The sequence below is a fragment of the Pseudogracilibacillus sp. SO10305 genome, assembly GCF_037072005.1.
In the GTDB taxonomy this organism is placed as follows: Bacteria; Bacillota; Bacilli; order Bacillales; family Amphibacillaceae; genus Pseudogracilibacillus; species Pseudogracilibacillus intestinigallinarum.
Window position 1 is genome coordinate 97,673 of record NZ_JAXHDE010000002.1, and the last position, 18,634, is coordinate 116,306.

18 protein-coding genes and 2 riboswitches are annotated in these 18,634 nt (G+C 39.1%); all 18 genes read right to left on the bottom strand.

Going from position 1 to position 18,634, the window contains the following annotated elements:
* Nucleotides 1-141: 141 nt before the first annotated feature.
* The 18 genes from SPD45_RS03095 to SPD45_RS03180 all read right to left on the bottom strand — a co-directional run bounded on the left by SPD45_RS03095 (nt 142) and on the right by SPD45_RS03180 (nt 18,216).
* Entirely contained in the window at nt 142-996 is an 855-nt protein-coding gene (locus SPD45_RS03095) for a MetQ/NlpA family ABC transporter substrate-binding protein (protein WP_336266179.1), read from the bottom strand.
* A 15-nt stretch (nt 997-1,011) separates the two neighbouring features.
* Nucleotides 1,012-1,677: a methionine ABC transporter permease gene (locus SPD45_RS03100; protein WP_336266180.1), complete on the bottom strand. Its 666-nt coding sequence runs from the start codon at nt 1,675-1,677 to the stop codon at nt 1,012-1,014.
* Nucleotides 1,667-2,698 (bottom strand): methionine ABC transporter ATP-binding protein, encoded by a 1,032-nt coding sequence (locus SPD45_RS03105; RefSeq protein WP_336266182.1) that lies wholly within the window; start codon nt 2,696-2,698, stop codon nt 1,667-1,669. Before SPD45_RS03105 ends, SPD45_RS03100 begins: the two co-directional genes overlap by 11 nt.
* An 82-nt stretch (nt 2,699-2,780) precedes the next feature.
* Nucleotides 2,781-2,889: riboswitch (SAM riboswitch) on the bottom strand.
* 71 nt (nt 2,890-2,960) lie between these two features.
* Nucleotides 2,961-3,269, bottom strand: coding sequence for a thioredoxin family protein (locus SPD45_RS03110; protein ID WP_336266183.1), 309 nt, complete (start codon nt 3,267-3,269; stop codon nt 2,961-2,963).
* A gap of 6 nt (nt 3,270-3,275) precedes the next feature.
* A complete protein-coding gene (locus SPD45_RS03115) occupies nt 3,276-3,629 on the bottom strand; it encodes a toprim domain-containing protein (protein ID WP_336266185.1) in 354 nt (117 codons plus the stop codon).
* A 90-nt stretch (nt 3,630-3,719) separates the two neighbouring features.
* Complete coding sequence (gene gcvH / locus SPD45_RS03120) at nt 3,720-4,103, bottom strand: glycine cleavage system protein GcvH (protein WP_336266186.1); 384 nt, start codon at nt 4,101-4,103, stop codon at nt 3,720-3,722.
* Nucleotides 4,104-4,120: 17 nt separating this feature from the next.
* On the bottom strand, nt 4,121-4,477 hold the full coding sequence (locus tag SPD45_RS03125; RefSeq protein ID WP_336266187.1) for an arsenate reductase family protein: 357 nt from the start codon (nt 4,475-4,477) through the stop codon (nt 4,121-4,123).
* A 1,321-nt stretch (nt 4,478-5,798) separates the two neighbouring features.
* On the bottom strand, nt 5,799-6,710 hold the full coding sequence (locus SPD45_RS03130) for a nuclease-related domain-containing protein (protein ID WP_336266188.1): 912 nt from the start codon (nt 6,708-6,710) through the stop codon (nt 5,799-5,801).
* 212 nt (nt 6,711-6,922) lie between these two features.
* Nucleotides 6,923-7,918, bottom strand: a complete 996-nt coding sequence (locus SPD45_RS03135; RefSeq protein WP_336266190.1) for an alpha-ketoacid dehydrogenase subunit beta — start codon at nt 7,916-7,918, stop codon at nt 6,923-6,925.
* Nucleotides 7,915-8,910 carry a thiamine pyrophosphate-dependent dehydrogenase E1 component subunit alpha gene (locus tag SPD45_RS03140; protein WP_336266191.1) on the bottom strand — a complete coding sequence of 332 codons (996 nt, stop codon included), beginning with the start codon at nt 8,908-8,910 and terminating at the stop codon, nt 7,915-7,917. The genes SPD45_RS03135 and SPD45_RS03140 overlap by 4 nt, the downstream gene beginning before the upstream one ends.
* Before the next feature lie 173 nt (nt 8,911-9,083).
* Nucleotides 9,084-10,106 (bottom strand): ThiF family adenylyltransferase, encoded by a 1,023-nt coding sequence (locus SPD45_RS03145; protein ID WP_336266192.1) that lies wholly within the window; start codon nt 10,104-10,106, stop codon nt 9,084-9,086.
* Nucleotides 10,103-10,867, bottom strand: coding sequence for a thiazole synthase (locus SPD45_RS03150; protein ID WP_336266194.1), 765 nt, complete (start codon nt 10,865-10,867; stop codon nt 10,103-10,105). Before SPD45_RS03150 ends, SPD45_RS03145 begins: the two co-directional genes overlap by 4 nt.
* Before the next feature lie 42 nt (nt 10,868-10,909).
* Nucleotides 10,910-11,113 carry a sulfur carrier protein ThiS gene (gene thiS / locus SPD45_RS03155; RefSeq protein ID WP_336266196.1) on the bottom strand — a complete coding sequence of 68 codons (204 nt, stop codon included), beginning with the start codon at nt 11,111-11,113 and terminating at the stop codon, nt 10,910-10,912.
* Between the two features lies 1 nt (nt 11,114).
* Nucleotides 11,115-11,726 (bottom strand): thiamine phosphate synthase, encoded by a 612-nt coding sequence (locus tag SPD45_RS03160; RefSeq protein WP_336266198.1) that lies wholly within the window; start codon nt 11,724-11,726, stop codon nt 11,115-11,117.
* A 163-nt stretch (nt 11,727-11,889) separates the two neighbouring features.
* Nucleotides 11,890-11,998, bottom strand: a riboswitch (TPP riboswitch).
* A 76-nt stretch (nt 11,999-12,074) separates the two neighbouring features.
* Entirely contained in the window at nt 12,075-12,476 is a 402-nt protein-coding gene (locus tag SPD45_RS03165) for a hypothetical protein (RefSeq protein ID WP_336266200.1), read from the bottom strand.
* A 110-nt stretch (nt 12,477-12,586) separates the two neighbouring features.
* Nucleotides 12,587-14,371, bottom strand: coding sequence for an acyl-CoA dehydrogenase family protein (locus tag SPD45_RS03170; protein WP_336266387.1), 1,785 nt, complete (start codon nt 14,369-14,371; stop codon nt 12,587-12,589).
* A gap of 231 nt (nt 14,372-14,602) precedes the next feature.
* Nucleotides 14,603-15,778 (bottom strand): acetyl-CoA C-acetyltransferase, encoded by a 1,176-nt coding sequence (locus tag SPD45_RS03175; RefSeq protein WP_336266201.1) that lies wholly within the window; start codon nt 15,776-15,778, stop codon nt 14,603-14,605.
* Nucleotides 15,779-15,816: 38 nt separating this feature from the next.
* A complete protein-coding gene (locus SPD45_RS03180; RefSeq protein ID WP_336266202.1) occupies nt 15,817-18,216 on the bottom strand; it encodes a 3-hydroxyacyl-CoA dehydrogenase/enoyl-CoA hydratase family protein in 2,400 nt (799 codons plus the stop codon).
* Nucleotides 18,217-18,634 lie beyond the last annotated feature (418 nt).

Genomic DNA, 18,634 nt, shown 5'->3' on the forward strand with positions numbered 1-18,634 from the left:
CCAATACTTGCGAAATTAAGAGCCGTATACCCTCACTCCAACCACTCCTTAAGAAACCCCTACCCGCTCCACCACAAAACCCCGACAAAAAAATTACCCCCACAATCGTGGAGGCAATTTTTTATACGTAAGTGAAATACATTATTCTGATACTGGTACTACTGCACCGTCGTAATTCTCAACCATGAAGTCTTGAATTTCTTCAGAACGTAACACTTCTAATAATTTATTTAATGCTGCATCATCTTCTTTACCTTCTTGAACTGCTAACACGTTCACGTAAGGAGAGTCGTCCCCTTCACGGAAAATCGAATCATTCACTGGATCAAGTCCTGCACCGATTGCATAGTTCGTGTTGATGACTACTAATACATCTTCTTCAGACTCATAGATTTCTGGTAAAAAAGCTGGCTCATAGTCAGGAGAGAATGTTAAGTTTTTCGGGTTGTCTTCGATATCATCTAACTCAGCCTTACCTTCTTCTACTCCGTCTTTTAATGTAATTAATTCGTTTGCTTCGAATAATTGTAACACACGGCCATGGTCAGCTACAGAATTACTTAATACAACTTCTGTTCCATCTTTAATATTATCGATTGAATCAATAGATTTTGAATATGCCGCAATTGGTTCAATATGGATTCCACCGATATGTGTTAACTCGTATCCTGTATCTTCAATAGTTTGTTCTAAATAAGGAATATGTTGGAAATAGTTCGCATCTAAATCACCACTTGCTAAGTCATCATTTGGTAAGACGTAATCTTCATATGGTTCGATTTCTAACGTAATACCTTCTTCAGCCAAAATTGGTGCCGCTTCTTCTAAAATCTCCGCGTGTGGCACACTTGAAGCTCCTACTTTAATTGTCACTTCTTCTGCGTTCCCATCGTTATTACCTGCGTTGTTACTACTTGCGTTGTCATTGTTTCCTCCACCACATGCCGCTAAAACTAAAATTGAAATTAATGCGAATAAAGCTAAAACCTTTCTCATGAAACATTCTCCCCTTTACCTTTTATCAATTTTTTTAGATATAAAATCTCCAATGAATTGGAAAATAAAAACGACAATTACTATAATGATTGAACAGACGAGGACAATTTCAAAAATTCTTCGTTGGAATCCTGCATAATATGCATAACTCCCTAGTCCACCTGCTCCGATCGCTCCAGCCATTGCGGTGTATCCAATTAATGCAATCGCTGTAACGGTAATACCTGAAATAAGTGCTGGCATTGATTCTGGGATTAACACTTTAAAAATGATACGTCTCGTCGTTGATCCCATCGCTTTCGCTGCCTCAATAACACCTTTATTCACTTCCTTTAATGCAATTTCCACTAAACGACCGTAAAATGGTGCCGCTCCTAAAATTAAAGCCGGGAGTGCTGCATTCGGTCCCCGAATCGTTCCAATTAAAAGTCTCGTTAATGGAAACAATAATAAAATTAAAATGATGAATGGGATAGCACGAAAGACGTTAACAAATGTCGCAATGATAAAATTTAATATTTTATTTTCCCATAGACCATCTTTGTCTGTTAAATAAAGTAATAGACCAAGCAATAATCCTAAAATAAAAGTTCCAATAAGTGCGATGATTGTCATGTAAAACGTTTCATATGTAGCTTCAAGCAATTGGCTCGTATCAAGTTTTGAAAAATCAAGTGTCATCGCGAATTACCTCCACTGTTACCGAGGAAGCTTCAACAAAAGCTTCAACTTTCTCTATTTCAGTTTTCTCTCCGATTAATTGAATTGCAAGTGAACCAACCGTACCGTATGTCGTTTTCGTAATTTTACCATGTAAAATATTAACTTGAGTATCGTAGTTTTTCGCAATTTCACTAATAAGAGCATCATTTGTTGCTGTACCTTGGAATCGTAATCGAAGAACTTTTCCTTTTCGTTCTACTTCCTCCAATACTTCATCCAATGTATCATCTTCCCGGCCCTCTTCCACAACCTCTCCAATGAATCGTTGTGTCACCCCATGTTGTGGATTCGTGAAAACGTCATACACATTCCCTTGTTCCACAATTTTCCCATGTTCCATCACTGCAACACGGTGACAAATTTTTCGAATAACGTTCATTTCATGGGTAATTAAAATAATCGTCAAACCGAGTTTCTCGTTAATATCTACGAGTAAATTTAAAATAGAGTTCGTCGTTTCCGGGTCAAGTGCAGATGTCGCTTCATCACACAATAACACTTTCGGATTATTCGCGAGTGCCCTTGCGATTCCGACACGTTGTTTTTGTCCCCCACTAAGTTGGGATGGATACGCTTTTTCTCTACCTTCTAATCCAACTAATTGAATGAGTTCTTTTACTCTTTTTTCTCTTTCTGCTTTTGGCACACCAGCGATTTCGAGAGGGAAGGCAATATTATCTTCCGTCGTTCGTGACCATAATAAATTAAAATGTTGGAAAATCATTCCGATATCTTGTCTTGCTGTACGAAGATTTTTCGCATTTAATTCGGTCATGCTCTCGCCATCAATTGTAATAGTTCCTGCTGTCGGTTCTTCAAGGCGATTTAGTAAGCGAACGAACGTACTTTTTCCAGCCCCACTATATCCAATCACACCGAATATTTCACCAGTTTCGATATCCAATGTTAAATCATCAACTGCCTTGATCGGCCGATTGTCAATCGTGAATGTTTTCTTTAAATTTTTGATCGAAATCAAAATGTGTACCCTCCTTTTCTTTTTATTCCAATAAAAAAATCTCTTTGCTCTAGAGAACAAAAAGATTATATATCTTCACGTTCTCTCATTTCTCAAAGCGGTGTGCTTTGCAGGATTTAGCACCTTTCAATTCAGAATTGAAGGTTGCCGCAACTTCACAGGGCCAGTCCCTCCGTTGCTCTTCATAAGAGTTAATTATATTCAATTGGTTATTATATTGAATCTTATCAGTCCTTGTTATCTTTGTCAACGATAATGCATATTACCTAGAAAATAACTCAGGTTTATACTCAAACACATAATGATATATGTTTGCAACCGAATGAAACGTATAAATTTTCTCCTTTATTTCCCCATCTTTCACAATGAGTAAACACGGTACACTTTCAATTTTATTCTCTTGCATGAATTCTGGAAATAGGGAGCCATTCATCTCTAGAAAAATTTCCTCTTTATGTGTTGTTTCAATTTTTTGTAAAAAACTTCTTGCGACATGACACGTCCCACAAAAGGGGGTATGAATAAAAAGGAAACCATCCTTCGTTAATGGTAATTGTTTGATCTCTTGCATGTTTTCTCACCAATCTTTTAATAAATATATCGGGTTAATTCGAATATGAAATTTGACGAGTTCTGTTGCGAGAATATTGTATGGTGCTGCTTCAACTTCAATATGTTCTTCTGGAATATACATATTTTCAGCATGAGGCAATTCTTCGTTCAACTTTTTTCTAAGTTGTTTCCCTGGACGATCCTCATCAACGAAAATATAAACAAGATGATTGTCTAAATCATACGTTTCAAGCATTTCATCAAATTTTTCAATACTAAATGTTCCGAATGTACATAAAATTTGTACGTCATCACGGCCATCGATAATCGTTTCGAGCCGTTTTTTATCTTGTTTTCCTTCAACAATAATTATTTTCATTTTATCATTGCATCCTTTTCATTGCACCTTTTTAAAACAAAAAGCTATTCACGATGTGTTTTGTCCGCCCATCGTTGAATAGCTTTTCCATTATTCTGCTGAAATTAATGCTTCGTATTCGTCTGCTGAAAGTAACTCGTCTAACTGCTCGTCCTTTGTCGGTTCGATGACGATGAACCATCCTTGGTCATAAGGAGACTCATTTACTGTTTCAGGGTTATCTTGTAGTGCTCCGTTAATTTCCACTACACGACCACTAACCGGTGCATATAATTCCGATACTGTTTTCACAGATTCTACGCTTCCGAATGGTTCGTTCATTTCAATTTCCGTACCAATTTCTGGAAGTTCCGCAAATACGATGTCTCCTAATTCTTCTAAGGCAAATTTAGTAAGCCCGACACGAATATCGCTTCCTTCTTCTCGTGCCCACGTATGTTCTTTTGAATATAATAATTCTGTTGGTAATGACATATTTTTCTCCTCCTAAGTTACTTCCAAGTATTTTCGTATGTTTCTTCTTTAAAACCAACTGTCACGCTCGTGCCGTCTGTCAGGATCGGTCGTTTAATAAGCATGCCATTTGACGCTAAGTATGTAACCATTTCATCGAGTGTTGCATCTTTAATTTTTTCTTTCATATTTTGTTCGCGATACACTTTTCCACTCGTATTAAAAAATTTCTTCGGCTCTAGTGCACTCTTTTCAATAAGCGATTTAATCGTCGCTTCTGAAGGTGTTTCCTCTACTAAATGAACTAGCTCATACGTTTTACCGTTATCATCTAGCCATTTTTTTGCCTTCTTACACGTACTACAATTCGGGTACCAATATAATGTTAGTGCCATCGTAAACCTCCGTATAAAAAATTTACTAATCTGATTATAGCAAATAATTCCTCCCGCTACAAAGAGATAAATTTTTTCCTTAAAACTTGTGGATGTGTACTTGGATTTCGTAAATTAGCGCTCGTTTTGGGCGGTGCTTGTGAGTATGCCGATTAATTTCGCAAGTGCGTGGGGATTTCTGCGGGAACTTGCGGATATAAACAGTAATTCCGCAAGTGCGTGGGGGTTTCTGCGGGAACTTGCGGATATAACCTATAATTTCGCAAGTGTATGGCGATTTCTGCAACAACTTGCGGATATAACCAATAATTACGCAAGTATACGGCAATTTCCTCGGGAACTTGCGGATATAACCTATAATTACGCAAGTGTACGGCAATTTCTGCGAGAACTTGCGGATATAACCTGTAATTCCGCAAGTGTGTGGGGGTTTCTGCGGGAACTTGCGGATATAACCTATAATTCCGCAAGTGTACAGCGATTTCAACGAGAACTTGCGGATATAACCTGTAATTACGCAAGTGTACGGCAATTTCCGCAACAACTTGCGAATATAAACAGTAATTACGCAAGTGTACGGCAATTTCCTCGGGAACTTGCGGATATAACCAGTAATTACGCAAGTGTACGGCGATTTCTGCAACAACTTGCGGATATAACCAATAATTACGCAAGTGTACGGCAATTTCCTCGGGAACTTGCGGATATAACCAATAATTACGCAAGTATACGGCAATTTCCTCGGGAACTTGCGGATATAAACAGTAATTACGCAAGTATACGGCGATTTCAACGAGAACTTGCGGATATAACCTATAATTCCGCAAGTGTACGGCGATTTCAACGAGAACTTGCGGATATAACCTATAATTCCGCAAGTGTACGGCGATTTCTGCAACAACTTGCGGATATAACCTATAATTCCGCAAGTGTACGGCAATTTCCTCGGGAACTTGCGGATATAACCAATAATTTCGCAAGTATACGGCAATTTCCTCGGGAACTTGCGGATATAACCAGTAATTACGCAAGTATACGGCGATTTCAACGAGAACTTGCGGATATAACCTATAATTCCGCAAGTGTACGGCGATTTCAACGAGAACTTGCGGATATAACCTATAATTCCGCAAGTGTACGGCGATTTCTGCAACAACTTGCGGATATAACCAATAATTACGCAAGTGTACGGCGATTTCTGCAACAACTTGCGGATATAACCAATAATTACGCAAGTGTACGGCAATTTCCACGATTACTTGCGGATATACACCACAATCCCGCGGGTTCACCAACAATCCCCCGCGCCATTACATACACATTAAGTAATAAATTGATAGCTAGCATTCTTCCTACTATTTTCCTTCTGAAAGTACATTTGCAATGTTGATAGTATTGTTCGAATTGACACCATTTCTCCTACCCATTCGTGGATTCGCTCGGTTGTGATGGGGGCATCAGGAAAAAGGATGGCATATTCTACAGTGCTTCGGACAACAGCAGAAGCAAGTGATTCTCTATACTTGCACTGGGTACAACGCATATGCCGATATTCTCGCGTCATCCAACTGCGACAATGTACACAGGTAATTCCTTTTCGCAAAGTCGCCCACTCATATGAAGGGATGCGAGCAAACCGGTTTTCTGTTATATGTAAGGTGCGTAATTTTTCAGCTAAAGCGAAGTGCGTAGCATTCAAGGTTGCACGCTCATTATTTAAATGCGAGAAAAACCCGTGCAATTGTGTCGGCAAAACAATTTTGTCATTTGGCTTCATGTACAATGTGAAACGATCATTCACAAAGGCGACATAAGGTAGAACAGGTAGATGAATATTTAGAGATAAAAGTATTTCCTTTAACAAAATTTCTGTGCGATTCAATTGATGCAACGGATTTGCTATCACTTTATTCGTCCGAAGTGAGGTAAACTGATCATCGAAAAATGCATATTCATTTTCAAAGTTTTTCACCTCTACTAAAACTAGTTTCGTTGCAAAAATTAACAAGCAATCAATTTGCGACAGTCGACCACTTTTATCAAAGAGTAAGCTATACAAAGCGATATAATCAACTTGTAATTTTTCCACAACTAATTGTTCAAAACGACGTTCCCCTCGATATCCTTGTACTTCTTTGTAAAAATGTTGCTCATCCTCTTTCGAAAAAACGATGCGATTTTGCAGTAATTCATATACGTATAATTGCAATGATTTTTGTACGGATTCGTTCATATTCTCCCTCCATTAACACCCTTTCTTCTTACAATAACTAGTTATACAAATATTGCAAAAAGACAAAACTGCTGTTTCGGACAAAAAACAGGGTCGAAAATGCAAAAATCACCTAGAGGTTTCACCATTTTCACCACGAATACATGCGACAAAATTCAATTTTATCCATTTACAAAAAAACTACATCGAAACAAAAAATCTCGACGTAGTTTTCATGAGCGAATCGTTTCTCTGACAAGTTTCCCTATCGCTCGTTCGATATCCTCTACTTGTGGAACTGCCTGGCTCTCCAATTTTGCATTATATGGCATTGGAACGAAAGCTCCTCCGAGACGAATGATTGGTGCACGTAAAGCATGAAAGGCTCGCTCGGCAATTAAACTGGTAATTTCTCCACCAATTCCACCACGTTTTACCGCTTCATGGACGATGATGACACGTCCCGTTTTTTCCACAGAGTTAAGAATCGTCGCTTCATCTAATGGCACGAGTGTACGTGGATCAATGACTTCCACTGATACACCGAGAGCAGCACAGTCCATTGCAGCTTGTAATGCTTTTTGCACCATGATACCTGTTGCAATGATCGTGACATCTGTGCCTTCCCGCTTCACATCTGCCACACCAAGAGGAATTTCATAAGTATCTGTCGGTACGTCACCAGTCTTTTTATACAATAATTTATGCTCATAAAAAATGACTGGATTTGGATCATTTATCGCTGCTATGAGTAGTCCTTTCGCATCGTATGGGGTAGAAGGTTGGACTACTTTTAAACCTGGAACATGGGCGAGCCAAGCTTCCAAACTCTGAGAATGTTGGGCAGCTGCACCTGTTCCAGAGCCAGATGGGGTACGAATAACGAGTGGCACCGTCGCCTTTCCACCGTACATATAACGGATTTTCGCAGCTTGATTTACGACTTGGTCTAAGGCTAATGTTAAGAAATCAGAAAATTGGATATCGACGACAGGTCGCATGCCAGTTAATGCAGCCCCGACTGCAACACCTGTCATTCCGAGTTCACTGATCGGTGTATCGCGCACGCGAGCTGATCCAAACTCCTCCAGCAATGTCGCCGTCACCCCAAAAGCACCACCATACACACCGATATCTTCTCCGAGTAAAAGGACCTTCTCGTCCTCCCGCAGTTTAACTCGTAACGCATCACGAATCGCCTCCAAATATGTCGTCGTTTGCGCGTTCATAGTTCCACCTCCCGAATCGCATACACATCCTTATATAGTTCATCTATCCCAGGCTCGTCACTGACTGTTGCAAATTCCGTTGCCACGTCAACTTCTCTTTGTACAGTATGGTGTATCGCTTTTATTCGATCTGTTGCGTCTATTGCAACATTAAGTAATTTTTGCTCCAATTGAATAAGGGGGTCCCGTTTTTTATATGCTTCGACTTCTTCCTCCATCCTATACAATTGCTTATCACTTTTCGAATGGCCTTTGAACCGATATGTTTTCGCTTCTATGAAGGTCGGTCCTGCTCCATTTCTCGCGCGTTCGACAGCTCTTTCCATCGTTTCTTTTACAACTAAAACATCATTTCCATCAATGGTCACACCAGGAATTCCGTACGCCAAAGCCCGTTCTGACAACTGATCAATATTTGTCATATCACCAATTGCGCTCGACATCCCATACATATTGTTTTCACAAATGAAAATGACAGGCACTTGCCAAATGGATGCCATATTTAACGCCTCATGAAAACTTCCTTCATTGATTGCACCATCCCCGAAAAAACATGCGACGACATTGTTCTTTTGCTGCATTTGCATACTTAATCCCGCCCCAACAGCGATTGGAATTCCACCTCCAACGACGCCGTTTGAGCCAAGATTCCCTTCCTCGATGTCTGCTATATGCATCGAACCACCTTTTCCCTTACTATAGCCCGTTATTTTGCCGAACATTTCCGCCATCATTTTATGTATGTCAGCCCCCATTGCAATCGCATGCCCGTGGCCACGATGTGTACTTGATATGTAGTCCCCGTTTTGCAACGCAGAACAAACACCGACAGCAACCGCCTCTTGTCCATTATATAAATGAGTCGTTCCATGCAAATGTCCATGCTGAACATTTTTTTCTACCTCATTTTCAAACTGTCGAATGCGCACCATTTTTTCATATAATGTGAACCATTCATCTATGTTTTTCCGCTCATATGGCACTCTGTTCATCCCTTTCTATGTCAAAAATAATTCCTATCGTCGTGCATGCTTTACCCCTTAACACAAAACATCTTTTCCAAGCAAAAATTGCCTCCTTTGTTGAACAACGTTCTATGCAAAAAGTGACGCGACTTTACTCCCTACTGTTTCAATAAACTACCTCATGATAGCGAATTTCTTCCTTAACTAAAATATCGATGGTACAAAGATTTGGCATAATCTTGATTATTCGTCCCGTGGATGAATGCACGGCCATCTTTAAATAACACCATCCGTCTTTCTTCAAAAGTAAATGATAATAAAAATGCATTAAGTTCGACTTTCCCACCAGTTTGTTTTAAGCTCTCGGCAACTTGCGCCAAGTTACGCTGTTGCATCTCAGGTGGCCGAATTTGCACGGATGATCGACCACATAACACGGCAACTTTCGTCTGTTCTTCATAACTCAAATAAGGATATGTCGGGGACTCGCCACATGTTGGACAATCAGCTTTCTTATACGATTGAATATCCATTTGCATGATTTCATTTTTCCATAAATCAAAAGCTAGTAATTTCCTTTGTAATACGTCGTTATCCCCGAGAAGTAATTTCAAAGTTTCTGTCGTTTGATGGATCACGACTTGTGCTGCTGCCGGTTGGATAATCCCGGCTGTATCACAAGTTTGGCTTCCGATCGGAATTGTCCCAAGCAAACATTGTAAGCAAGGTGTTTTTCCTGGTAAAATCGTGTAACTAACACCATAACTACCAACACATGAACCATATACCCATGGGATGCCTTTTTTATGGGAAATATCATTTATCATCATCCGAATATCAAAATTATCTGTCGCATCTAAAATGACATCCACTCCATCAGCAAGATATGTAAGTTCATTCGGTGTCACATCCATCACATGTGCATGGATGTTTACTTCACTATTTATTTCACTTAAAATTCGCTTCGCCGCAACAGCTTTCGGCATTCGATTTTCTGCATCTGCTTCTGTAAATAAATATTGCCGTTGTAAATTACTCCATTCAATATAATCACGGTCAACAATCGTTAATGTACCAATTCCAGCACGTGTAAGCATTTCCGCGCTTTGCGTACCTAATGCTCCAACACCAATGATGAGCACATGTTTATTTCGCAATATTTCCTGCCCATCGTTTCCAATGGGCGGAAATAATATTTGCCTAGAATATCGATCTTGTCTCATAGCCCGAGCCCTTCTTGCGGGCTACTTGCAACTGCATGGGTCTTTTTCGGAATTCTCCCTGCTTCAAATCCTAACTGTCCAGCTTGAACCGCAAGTTTCATTGCCACTGCCATTTTAACGGGGTCTGTTGCTCCTGAAACAGCTGTATTTAATAACACACCATCCGCCCCTAACTCCATGGCATATGCTACATCTGTCGGGGACCCGATTCCCGCATCAACAATGACAGGTACCTCTGACTGTTCGATAATGAATTGTAAATTTAACGGGTTCACAATTCCTTGACCCGAACCGATTGGCGATGCTCCCGGCATAATCGCATGTGCACCAAGATTTTCCAAACGTTTTGCTAAAACGACGTCATCTGATGTATAAGGTAAAACGATAAACCCTTCTTCCAGTAACATTTCCGTTGCCCTTAATGTTTCCACTGGATCTGGCAATAATGTTTTATCGCAACCGATAATTTCAACTTTCACCATATGGCATATCCCTGATGCTTGTGCTAATTTTGCAATTCGAACCGCCTCTTCGGCCGTTTTCGCACCGGCAGTATTCGGTAAAAATTTGAACTTTTGTAAATCAATTTTTTCTAAAAAATTCGGCTGATTTGGCTCATAAATATTCATTCGTTGTACAGCAAATGTTAAAACTTCTGTTTCTGATGCGTCAACTGCTTCTTTTTGAATATCAAAATTCGAAAACTTTCCCGTCCCTAAAAATATTTTAGATTGAAAATGATATGGTCCAATTTGTAACATATGTATGCTCCTTTTTGTTTTTATTTGAGAGGTGACCGTTTTCTAACCTCCACCGACGAATTGAATCAATTCAATGTTGTCATTCGGTGCTACTTGTGCTGTAGCATGGTCTTCTTTTTGCAAAATTTGTGCATTATGTTCCACGATAATAACCGGATTCGAAATGTTCAGATGTGCAATCAACTTAGAAATCGTATTCACATCTTGTGGGATATTCATTTTATTCCCATTAATACGTACATCCATTTCATTCACTCCCTTTTTCTAAAATTTTATCCTTGTAAGCTTGTGCGCTTTTACGAACATTCTCTACAGAAAAAATATTCGACATGACTGCAGCTCCTGCTGCCCCTGTATCCATCACAGCACTAATATTGTCCGGTGTAATCCCTCCGACTGCTATGACAGGAATCGTAACGGCATGTACGAGCTCGCTTAGTTTGCGGAGACCACGAGGTTCCAAGTCCTTTTTACAAGTCGTGTGAAAAATATGACCATACATGACATATTTCGCTTGTTCCCGTGCTCGACTTTGTGCAAAACAAATTTGATGAACGGCACAACCATATTCCAAATGAGGAAAATGAGCACGGATTTGCGCTGGTTCATAACTATGTTCTGGTAAATGAACGCGTTGAACACCATACATACTCGCCATATCTGCACGATCATTTATAATGATTTTTTGTAAAGTCGGATCATATGCTTTTACAAGTCGAATCGCAGTTTCATAGTCTTTCACCGTCCAAGTTCGTTCACGAATATGTATATAATCAACGGTGTCATATATGTCGCGTGCTTTTTCCGCAAAACTAGTGGCCGTTTCATTGCCTGAAGATATAGCATGTAGCTGGAACAAGGTACTTCACCTCTTTTCATAATTAATATGGAGTGAGAAAATTCGGATTCTTCTGAATGTAAGAAAGATATTTTAGGAGAATGAAAAAGCCACTCTCCAATGAAAAGGAAAGTGGCCTAGTATGTATATGGTCCATGCAAAAATTTCGAGTTCCCCCGAAAATATATACTAAACATCACTTCCCTTCGCTAGTCTTAACTAGATCAGGTTGTAAGAATCCCGAAGTTATACTCCGATCTCAGCTTGTAACACAAGCACCCCTAGTGTTCATATGTAATTTTGTTTGTTCGTCCTTATCTTATCACGGAATGAAAAAATGTCAAATAAGGAAAATCCCATCCTAGTCTATTAAACTTGTAACACTAAAAAATTATGATGGCAGCAAGTAAAAAAGCTCCACTGCCGCTCCCAACCTATTAAAATCAAAACCACTAGTGCGAAGATTGTGCTTTTCCACTGCTCAATTGATTCAGCGTTAGCGCAGCCACATTCTTGCAACTTCCACCCAGATTCTTGCAACTTCCACCCAGATTCTTGCAACTTCAGACCATATTCTTGCAACTTCACGCCGTATTCTTGCAACTTCACGCCATATTCTTGCAACTCCGACCGATATTCTTGCAACTTCACGCCATATTCTTGCAACTTCACGCCATATTCTTGCAACTCCGACCGATATTCTTGCAACTTTGCGTCGTATTCTTGCAACTTCACGCCGCATTCTTGCAACTTTATCACGATAGGAGACATTTTTAATATCACGCTAAAAGCTATCTGGCCCCACGGCAGAGACAGGGGGTTCAAATGCATAAGAAAAACGGTGTTCACCATTTTCTATGAACACCGTAAGAAAGCATATTTTATACGATATATTTTTCTGCTTCAATGATTTCTGCTGCGATTTCACGTTTTTTCGCAATGACGTTGATTGGATCATGACGCGTTAGTTTTCTTAAAGAAGATAACATCATACGTAATGTATCCCCTTCTTCTACTGCAATTAAGATTTCTTTTGCATCTGCTTCGATACGGTTGAATGCTTCTTGTGCATATACTTGTGTATATAATAACTTCAAGTTCGCTTTATCCGCACCATCGCGTCCGATTGCTTTTTCCGTACGTAAAATTGCCGCTTCCATATTGTACACTTCTGCCGCCATATCTGCTAAGTTTGCTAAGATTTCTTGTTCGCCATCTAGCTTTTGCATATATTTTTGAGCAGCTAATCCAGCACCTAGTAATACGATTTTCTTCGCATTTTTCAATAAATATTTTTCTTGCTCTAAAGGCTCTGTGCCAACTTCTTCTGGCATCATCATTAACAACTCTTCCTGTAACCCTTGAGCTGCTTGTAATAATGGTAATTCACCTTTCATAGCTTTTTTCAATAATGTACCAGGAACAATTAAACGGTTAATTTCGTTCGTTCCTTCAAAAATACGGTTAATACGTGAGTCACGGTACATACGCTCGACTTCATACTCTGCCATGAAACCATATCCACCATGCATTTGAACCGCTTCATCTGCAACATAGTCTAATAGTTCTGTTGCTGTATATTTGTTCATGGAACATTCGATTTGATATTCAGCAATCGCATTTGCAATTTCACGACCGTCTTTTAACTCTTCATCTGACAGTGATCCCATACGTTGTTCAAATAACCCTACTGTACGATATACAGCACTTTCATTTGCGTATGTTTCTGCTGCCATTGTTCCTAATTTTTCCTGTGTTAAAGTAAAGCTCGAGATCGGTGTACCAAACTGTTTACGCTCATTAACATATTTCGTCGCTAATTCTAAACCACGCTTCGCACCACCAACACCACCGATTGCTAACTTATAACGACCAACGTTTAAAATGTTAAACGCAATAATATGTCCGCGGCCTTTTTCTCCTAATAAGTTTTCTACCGGTACTTCCGCATCTTCTAATACTAATGTACGTGTCGATGAACTCTTAATTCCCATTTTCTTCTCTTCCGGTCCGACAGAAACTCCTGGGAATTCACGCTCTACAATAAATGCAGAAAAATGTTCGCCATCAATTTTAGCATATACAACGAACACATCAGCGAAATCAGAGTTTGTGATCCACTGTTTTTCCCCGTTTAAAATAAAATGAGTTCCAGCATCATTTAACTTTGCTGTCGTTTTTGCCCCTAATGCGTCTGAACCCGAACCAGGCTCTGTTAATGCATACGCAGCGATAAGCTCCCCTGTCGCTAATTTCGGTAAATATTTTTCCTTTTGTTCATGGTTTCCGAAAAATACAATCGGTAAGGACCCAATTCCGACGTGTGCACCATGTGTAATTGAAAATCCACCAGCAGGAGCAAATTTTTCCGTAATTAAAGATGAACTAATTTTATCTAATGCAAGCCCACCATATTCTTCTGGAATATCAGCACTTAAAAGTCCTAAATCCCCAGCTTTTTTCAATAATTTTACCGAATGTTCGAATTCATGATTTTCTAAGTTATCGATTAAAGGAACAACTTCTCCTTGTACGAAATCTTCTGTCGTTTTAGCAATCATTTTATGTTCTTCTGTGAAATCTTCTGGTGTGATGACATCCTCACCAGTTAAGTCTTCAATTAAAAATGCTCCACCTTTAATTAATTTCTCTGTCATCGTTAACATCCTTTCTGTTTTCATGATTCATGTATACAATAAAATTTAGTTTCCTCTCATTTCATCCATTTTTATAAAAAAGGGTGTGGGAGATGTGTGCAAGGCACAACAATCCCCACGAATAATATGAAAATATTTAAGAGGTTTTTCATATATGAAAACTTCCGCAAAAATTACGGTCTATCGATAATGGGAGTTATAAGACGCAACAGCGGTTTTTGCGGAAAGTTTTACACAAAATTAAAGTAATTCAAATACTCCAGCAGCACCCATTCCGCCACCGATACACATTGTGACAACTCCGAATTGTTCGTTACGACGGATCATTTCATGCATGATCGATAACGTCAATTTCGTTCCTGTCATTCCTAGTGGGTGACCAAGTGCAATTGCTCCACCATTTACGTTAACTTTTTCTGGATCTAAGTCTAACGTACGCATTACTTGAATCGATTGAGATGCAAACGCCTCGTTTAATTCAAATAAGCCTATATCTGATAGTTCTAAACCAGCTAATTTTAACGCTTTCGGCACAGCTGCAACAGGACCAATTCCCATCACTTCAGGTGCTACACCGGCAACTGCAAATGAGCGGAATTTTAATAACGGTTTTAAACCTTCAGCTTCTGCTTTCTCGCGGTCCATTAATAAAACAGATGCAGCACCATCACTCATTTGTGAGGCATTACCAGCTGTTACTGAACCACGAACATTAAATGCCGGTCGTAATTTCCCTAATACTTCTACTGTTGTTCCTGGACGAACACCTTCATCCATTTCAAACATACGTGTCGTTTCTTCAATTTTATGTTTCGCACCGACGAAGCGATTCGTTACTTCCACAGGGACAATTTCGTCATTAAACTTTCCAGCTTTAATTGCCGCTTCTGCTTTTCGATGACTTTCTACAGCAAAACTGTCTTGTTCTTCACGGCTAATACCGTATCGATTTGCAACTTCTTCTGCCGTATGTCCCATTCCCATATAGTATTCTGGTGCATTTTCTACTAGGGAAGAGTTCGGTTTAATGACATGTCCACCCATCGGTATTAAACTCATCGACTCTGCTCCACCAGCTAAAATCGTATCACTATGTCCTAACATAATACGTTCTGCACCGAATGCAATACTTTGTAATCCACTCGAACAATAACGGTTAATCGTCAGTGCCGGTGTCTCTTCTTTCAATCCAGCAAGTCCGGCAATATTGTTTGCCATATTCATTCCTTGTTCTGCTTCTGGCATCGCATTACCAAAAATTACATCATCGATATTTCCGTCGTAATTTCTTGCACGCTTCAATGTTTCTTTTACTGTAATCGCAGCTAAATCATCTGGTCTAACATGTGCAAGTGACCCTCGTTTCGCACGTCCTACAGGGGTTCTTGCTCCTGCAACAATGACTGCTTCTCTCACGAAAATTCCTCCTTCTTTTTCAAAACTTTCATCTATGATTAGTTACGTAATGGTTTTCCTTTTAATAACATATGTTGCATACGCATTTGCGTCTTCGGCTCACCGATTAAGCTTAGGAATGCTTCACGCTCTAGTGCTAACATTGTTTCTTCGTCGATTAGTGATCCTTCATTAATTCGGCCACCAGAAATAACATATGCTAATTTCTCCGCAATTTTTAAATCATGTTCAGATGCATATCCGCTTAAGTGTAAGTTTTTCGCTCCTAACACCATTGCTCCATATCCCGCATCACCAACAACTGGAATCATTTCTGGTTTCGGTGCCTTATAACCTAATTTGCTTAAGCCTAATACACGTTGTTTGGCATCATATAACTGATGGTCAGGATTCACACTAATGCCGTCATAACGATTTAAAAATCCATTTTCACGTGCTTCTTCTGCTGAAGTGGATACCGCAGCTGTTGCCACACGTTCAAACACTGTATTCGCTACTTGCATTAAGTCAAAATTAACACCTTGTGGCATGTCACGAAGCATCTTTAAATATAATTCCTTCGTTCCTCCACCACCTGGGATTAATCCAACTCCCACTTCTACTAATCCTAAATATGTTTCTGTAGAAGCTTGAACGCTTGCAGCTGGTAAAGTGACTTCTGCTCCACCACCTAAAGACATATTAAATGGTGCTGTTACTACTGGTTTCTCACTATATTTAATATTTTGTGTCATGTTTTGGAATTGACGAACGACCATATCTAATTCAAAGAAGTTTTGGTCTTGTGCTTCCATTAACATTAATGCTAAGTTCGCACCAACACAGAAGTTTTTCCCTTGGTTACCAATTACAAGTCCTTCGTAGTTTTTCTCTACTTCTTCAATAGATTTATTAATCATTTGAATGACGTCAAGCCCGATGGAGTTGTTCGGCGAAGTAAACTCTAATAATGCTACTCCGTCTCCGATATCAACTAAACTTGCTCCACTATTTTTCATAATGACGTCGTTCGTTTCTTTTAAACGACGAATATTAATTTCTTTTTCATTAAATTCAACTTGTGCATAATCTTCCTGATCAAAATAGTAAACGTTTCCATTTCCTTCCTTATAGAACGTTTCATTTCCTTTTTCAAGTAATGTTTCTACCCAAGCTGGAATTGTTTCGCCTTCTGCTTTCATACGTTCAACCGATTTACGAACACCGATTGCATCCCATGTTTCAAATGGACCATATTGCCAGCCGAAGCCCCATTTCATCGCATTGTCGATCTGTGTTAGATCATCTGCAATTTCACCTAATAACTCTGCACTGTATAATAATGTTGGCTTTAAGATACTCCATAAGAAATCACTTGCTTTGTCGCCTTGTTGAGATACGACTGCTTTAATTTTCTTGCGTGTTCCTTTTTGTTGTTTCGCCATTTCCACCGCAGCAGTTTTTAATTTCTTTTGTTCGCTATATTCGAAAGTTTCTGGGTCAAGCTCTAAAATGACGCTGCCTTTTTCCCCTTTTTCTTTCTTAAAAAATCCTTGCTTCGCTTTTGCACCTAGCCAACCGCGCTCATTCATTTCTTTCATGAACGATGGAATTTCGAATACTTTCTTCTCATCGCCTTCTACTTTTTCATATGCAGTATTTGCAACATGAATGAATGTATCTAATCCGACAACATCTAATGTACGGAATGTAGCACTTTTCGGACGTCCGATTAATGGACCAGTAATAGAATCAACTTCTCCAATCGTTAATCCTTGTTTCAACATTTCTTGTACTGTAACTAATAAACCGTATGTTCCAATTCGGTTTCCGATAAAGTTCGGTGTATCTTTTGCTACGACGACACCTTTTCCTAATACATCTTCCCCAAATTGTTTCATGAAGTTTAATACATCTTCATCTGTATGTTGTGTCGGAATAATTTCTAATAATTTTAAGTAACGTGGTGGGTTGAAGAAATGCGTTCCTAAGAAATGCTTTTTCATATCTTCTGAACAATCTTCAATCATCGCTTCCACGGAAATTCCGGATGTATTTGACGATACAATCGTTCCTTCTTTTCTAACTTTGTCGATATTTGCGTATACTTGCTTTTTAATATTTAAGTTTTCAACGACAACTTCGACAATCCAATCAACGTCTGCTAATTTTTCTAAATCATCTTCTAAGTTACCTACTGTAATTAAGTCCAAACTTTTCTTTGATGTAATTGGTGATGGTTTTTGTTTTAATAACGCCTGTTTCCCTGCTTGTGCAATTCGGTTTCTTACCGCCTTATCTTCTAACGTTAATCCTTTTTTCTTTTCATCTTCTGTGACATCTCTCGGTACAATATCAAGCATGATTGTTGGGATTCCATTGTTCGCTAAATGTGCTGCGATCGCCGACCCCATCACACCAGAACCTAATACTGCAGCCCTTTTAATACGATGTGTCATATTGTAATCCTCCTTACATCTTTGTTTGTTCTTTTTTATATAGCCACATATTGAATGAAGCGTCATTTATTTTTTATGCGACAAAACACGAGCTTTTTCTTCGCTTCGCGTTAGCGCTTGAATGAATCCTCATTCATGCAGTGGGAAAATAAAAAAATTATACTAATTATTACTATAAACGATATTTTTCATTTTGGCAACGGTTACATTCAGAAATTTTTAAAAAGATTAGCCATCTTCAGCAAAATGTACAACATATTGTGTACTATTTTGTCGAATACATACGCTTTTAGCGCTTATTCTTGATGACTAATCTTTTCATGAAGTTTTTTCAGTTTTATAAAAAATGAACGCAAAATATGTTCACACAGCGGGATAAATTCATAGCAATTGGTTTCCACTTACATAAAATGGTTAT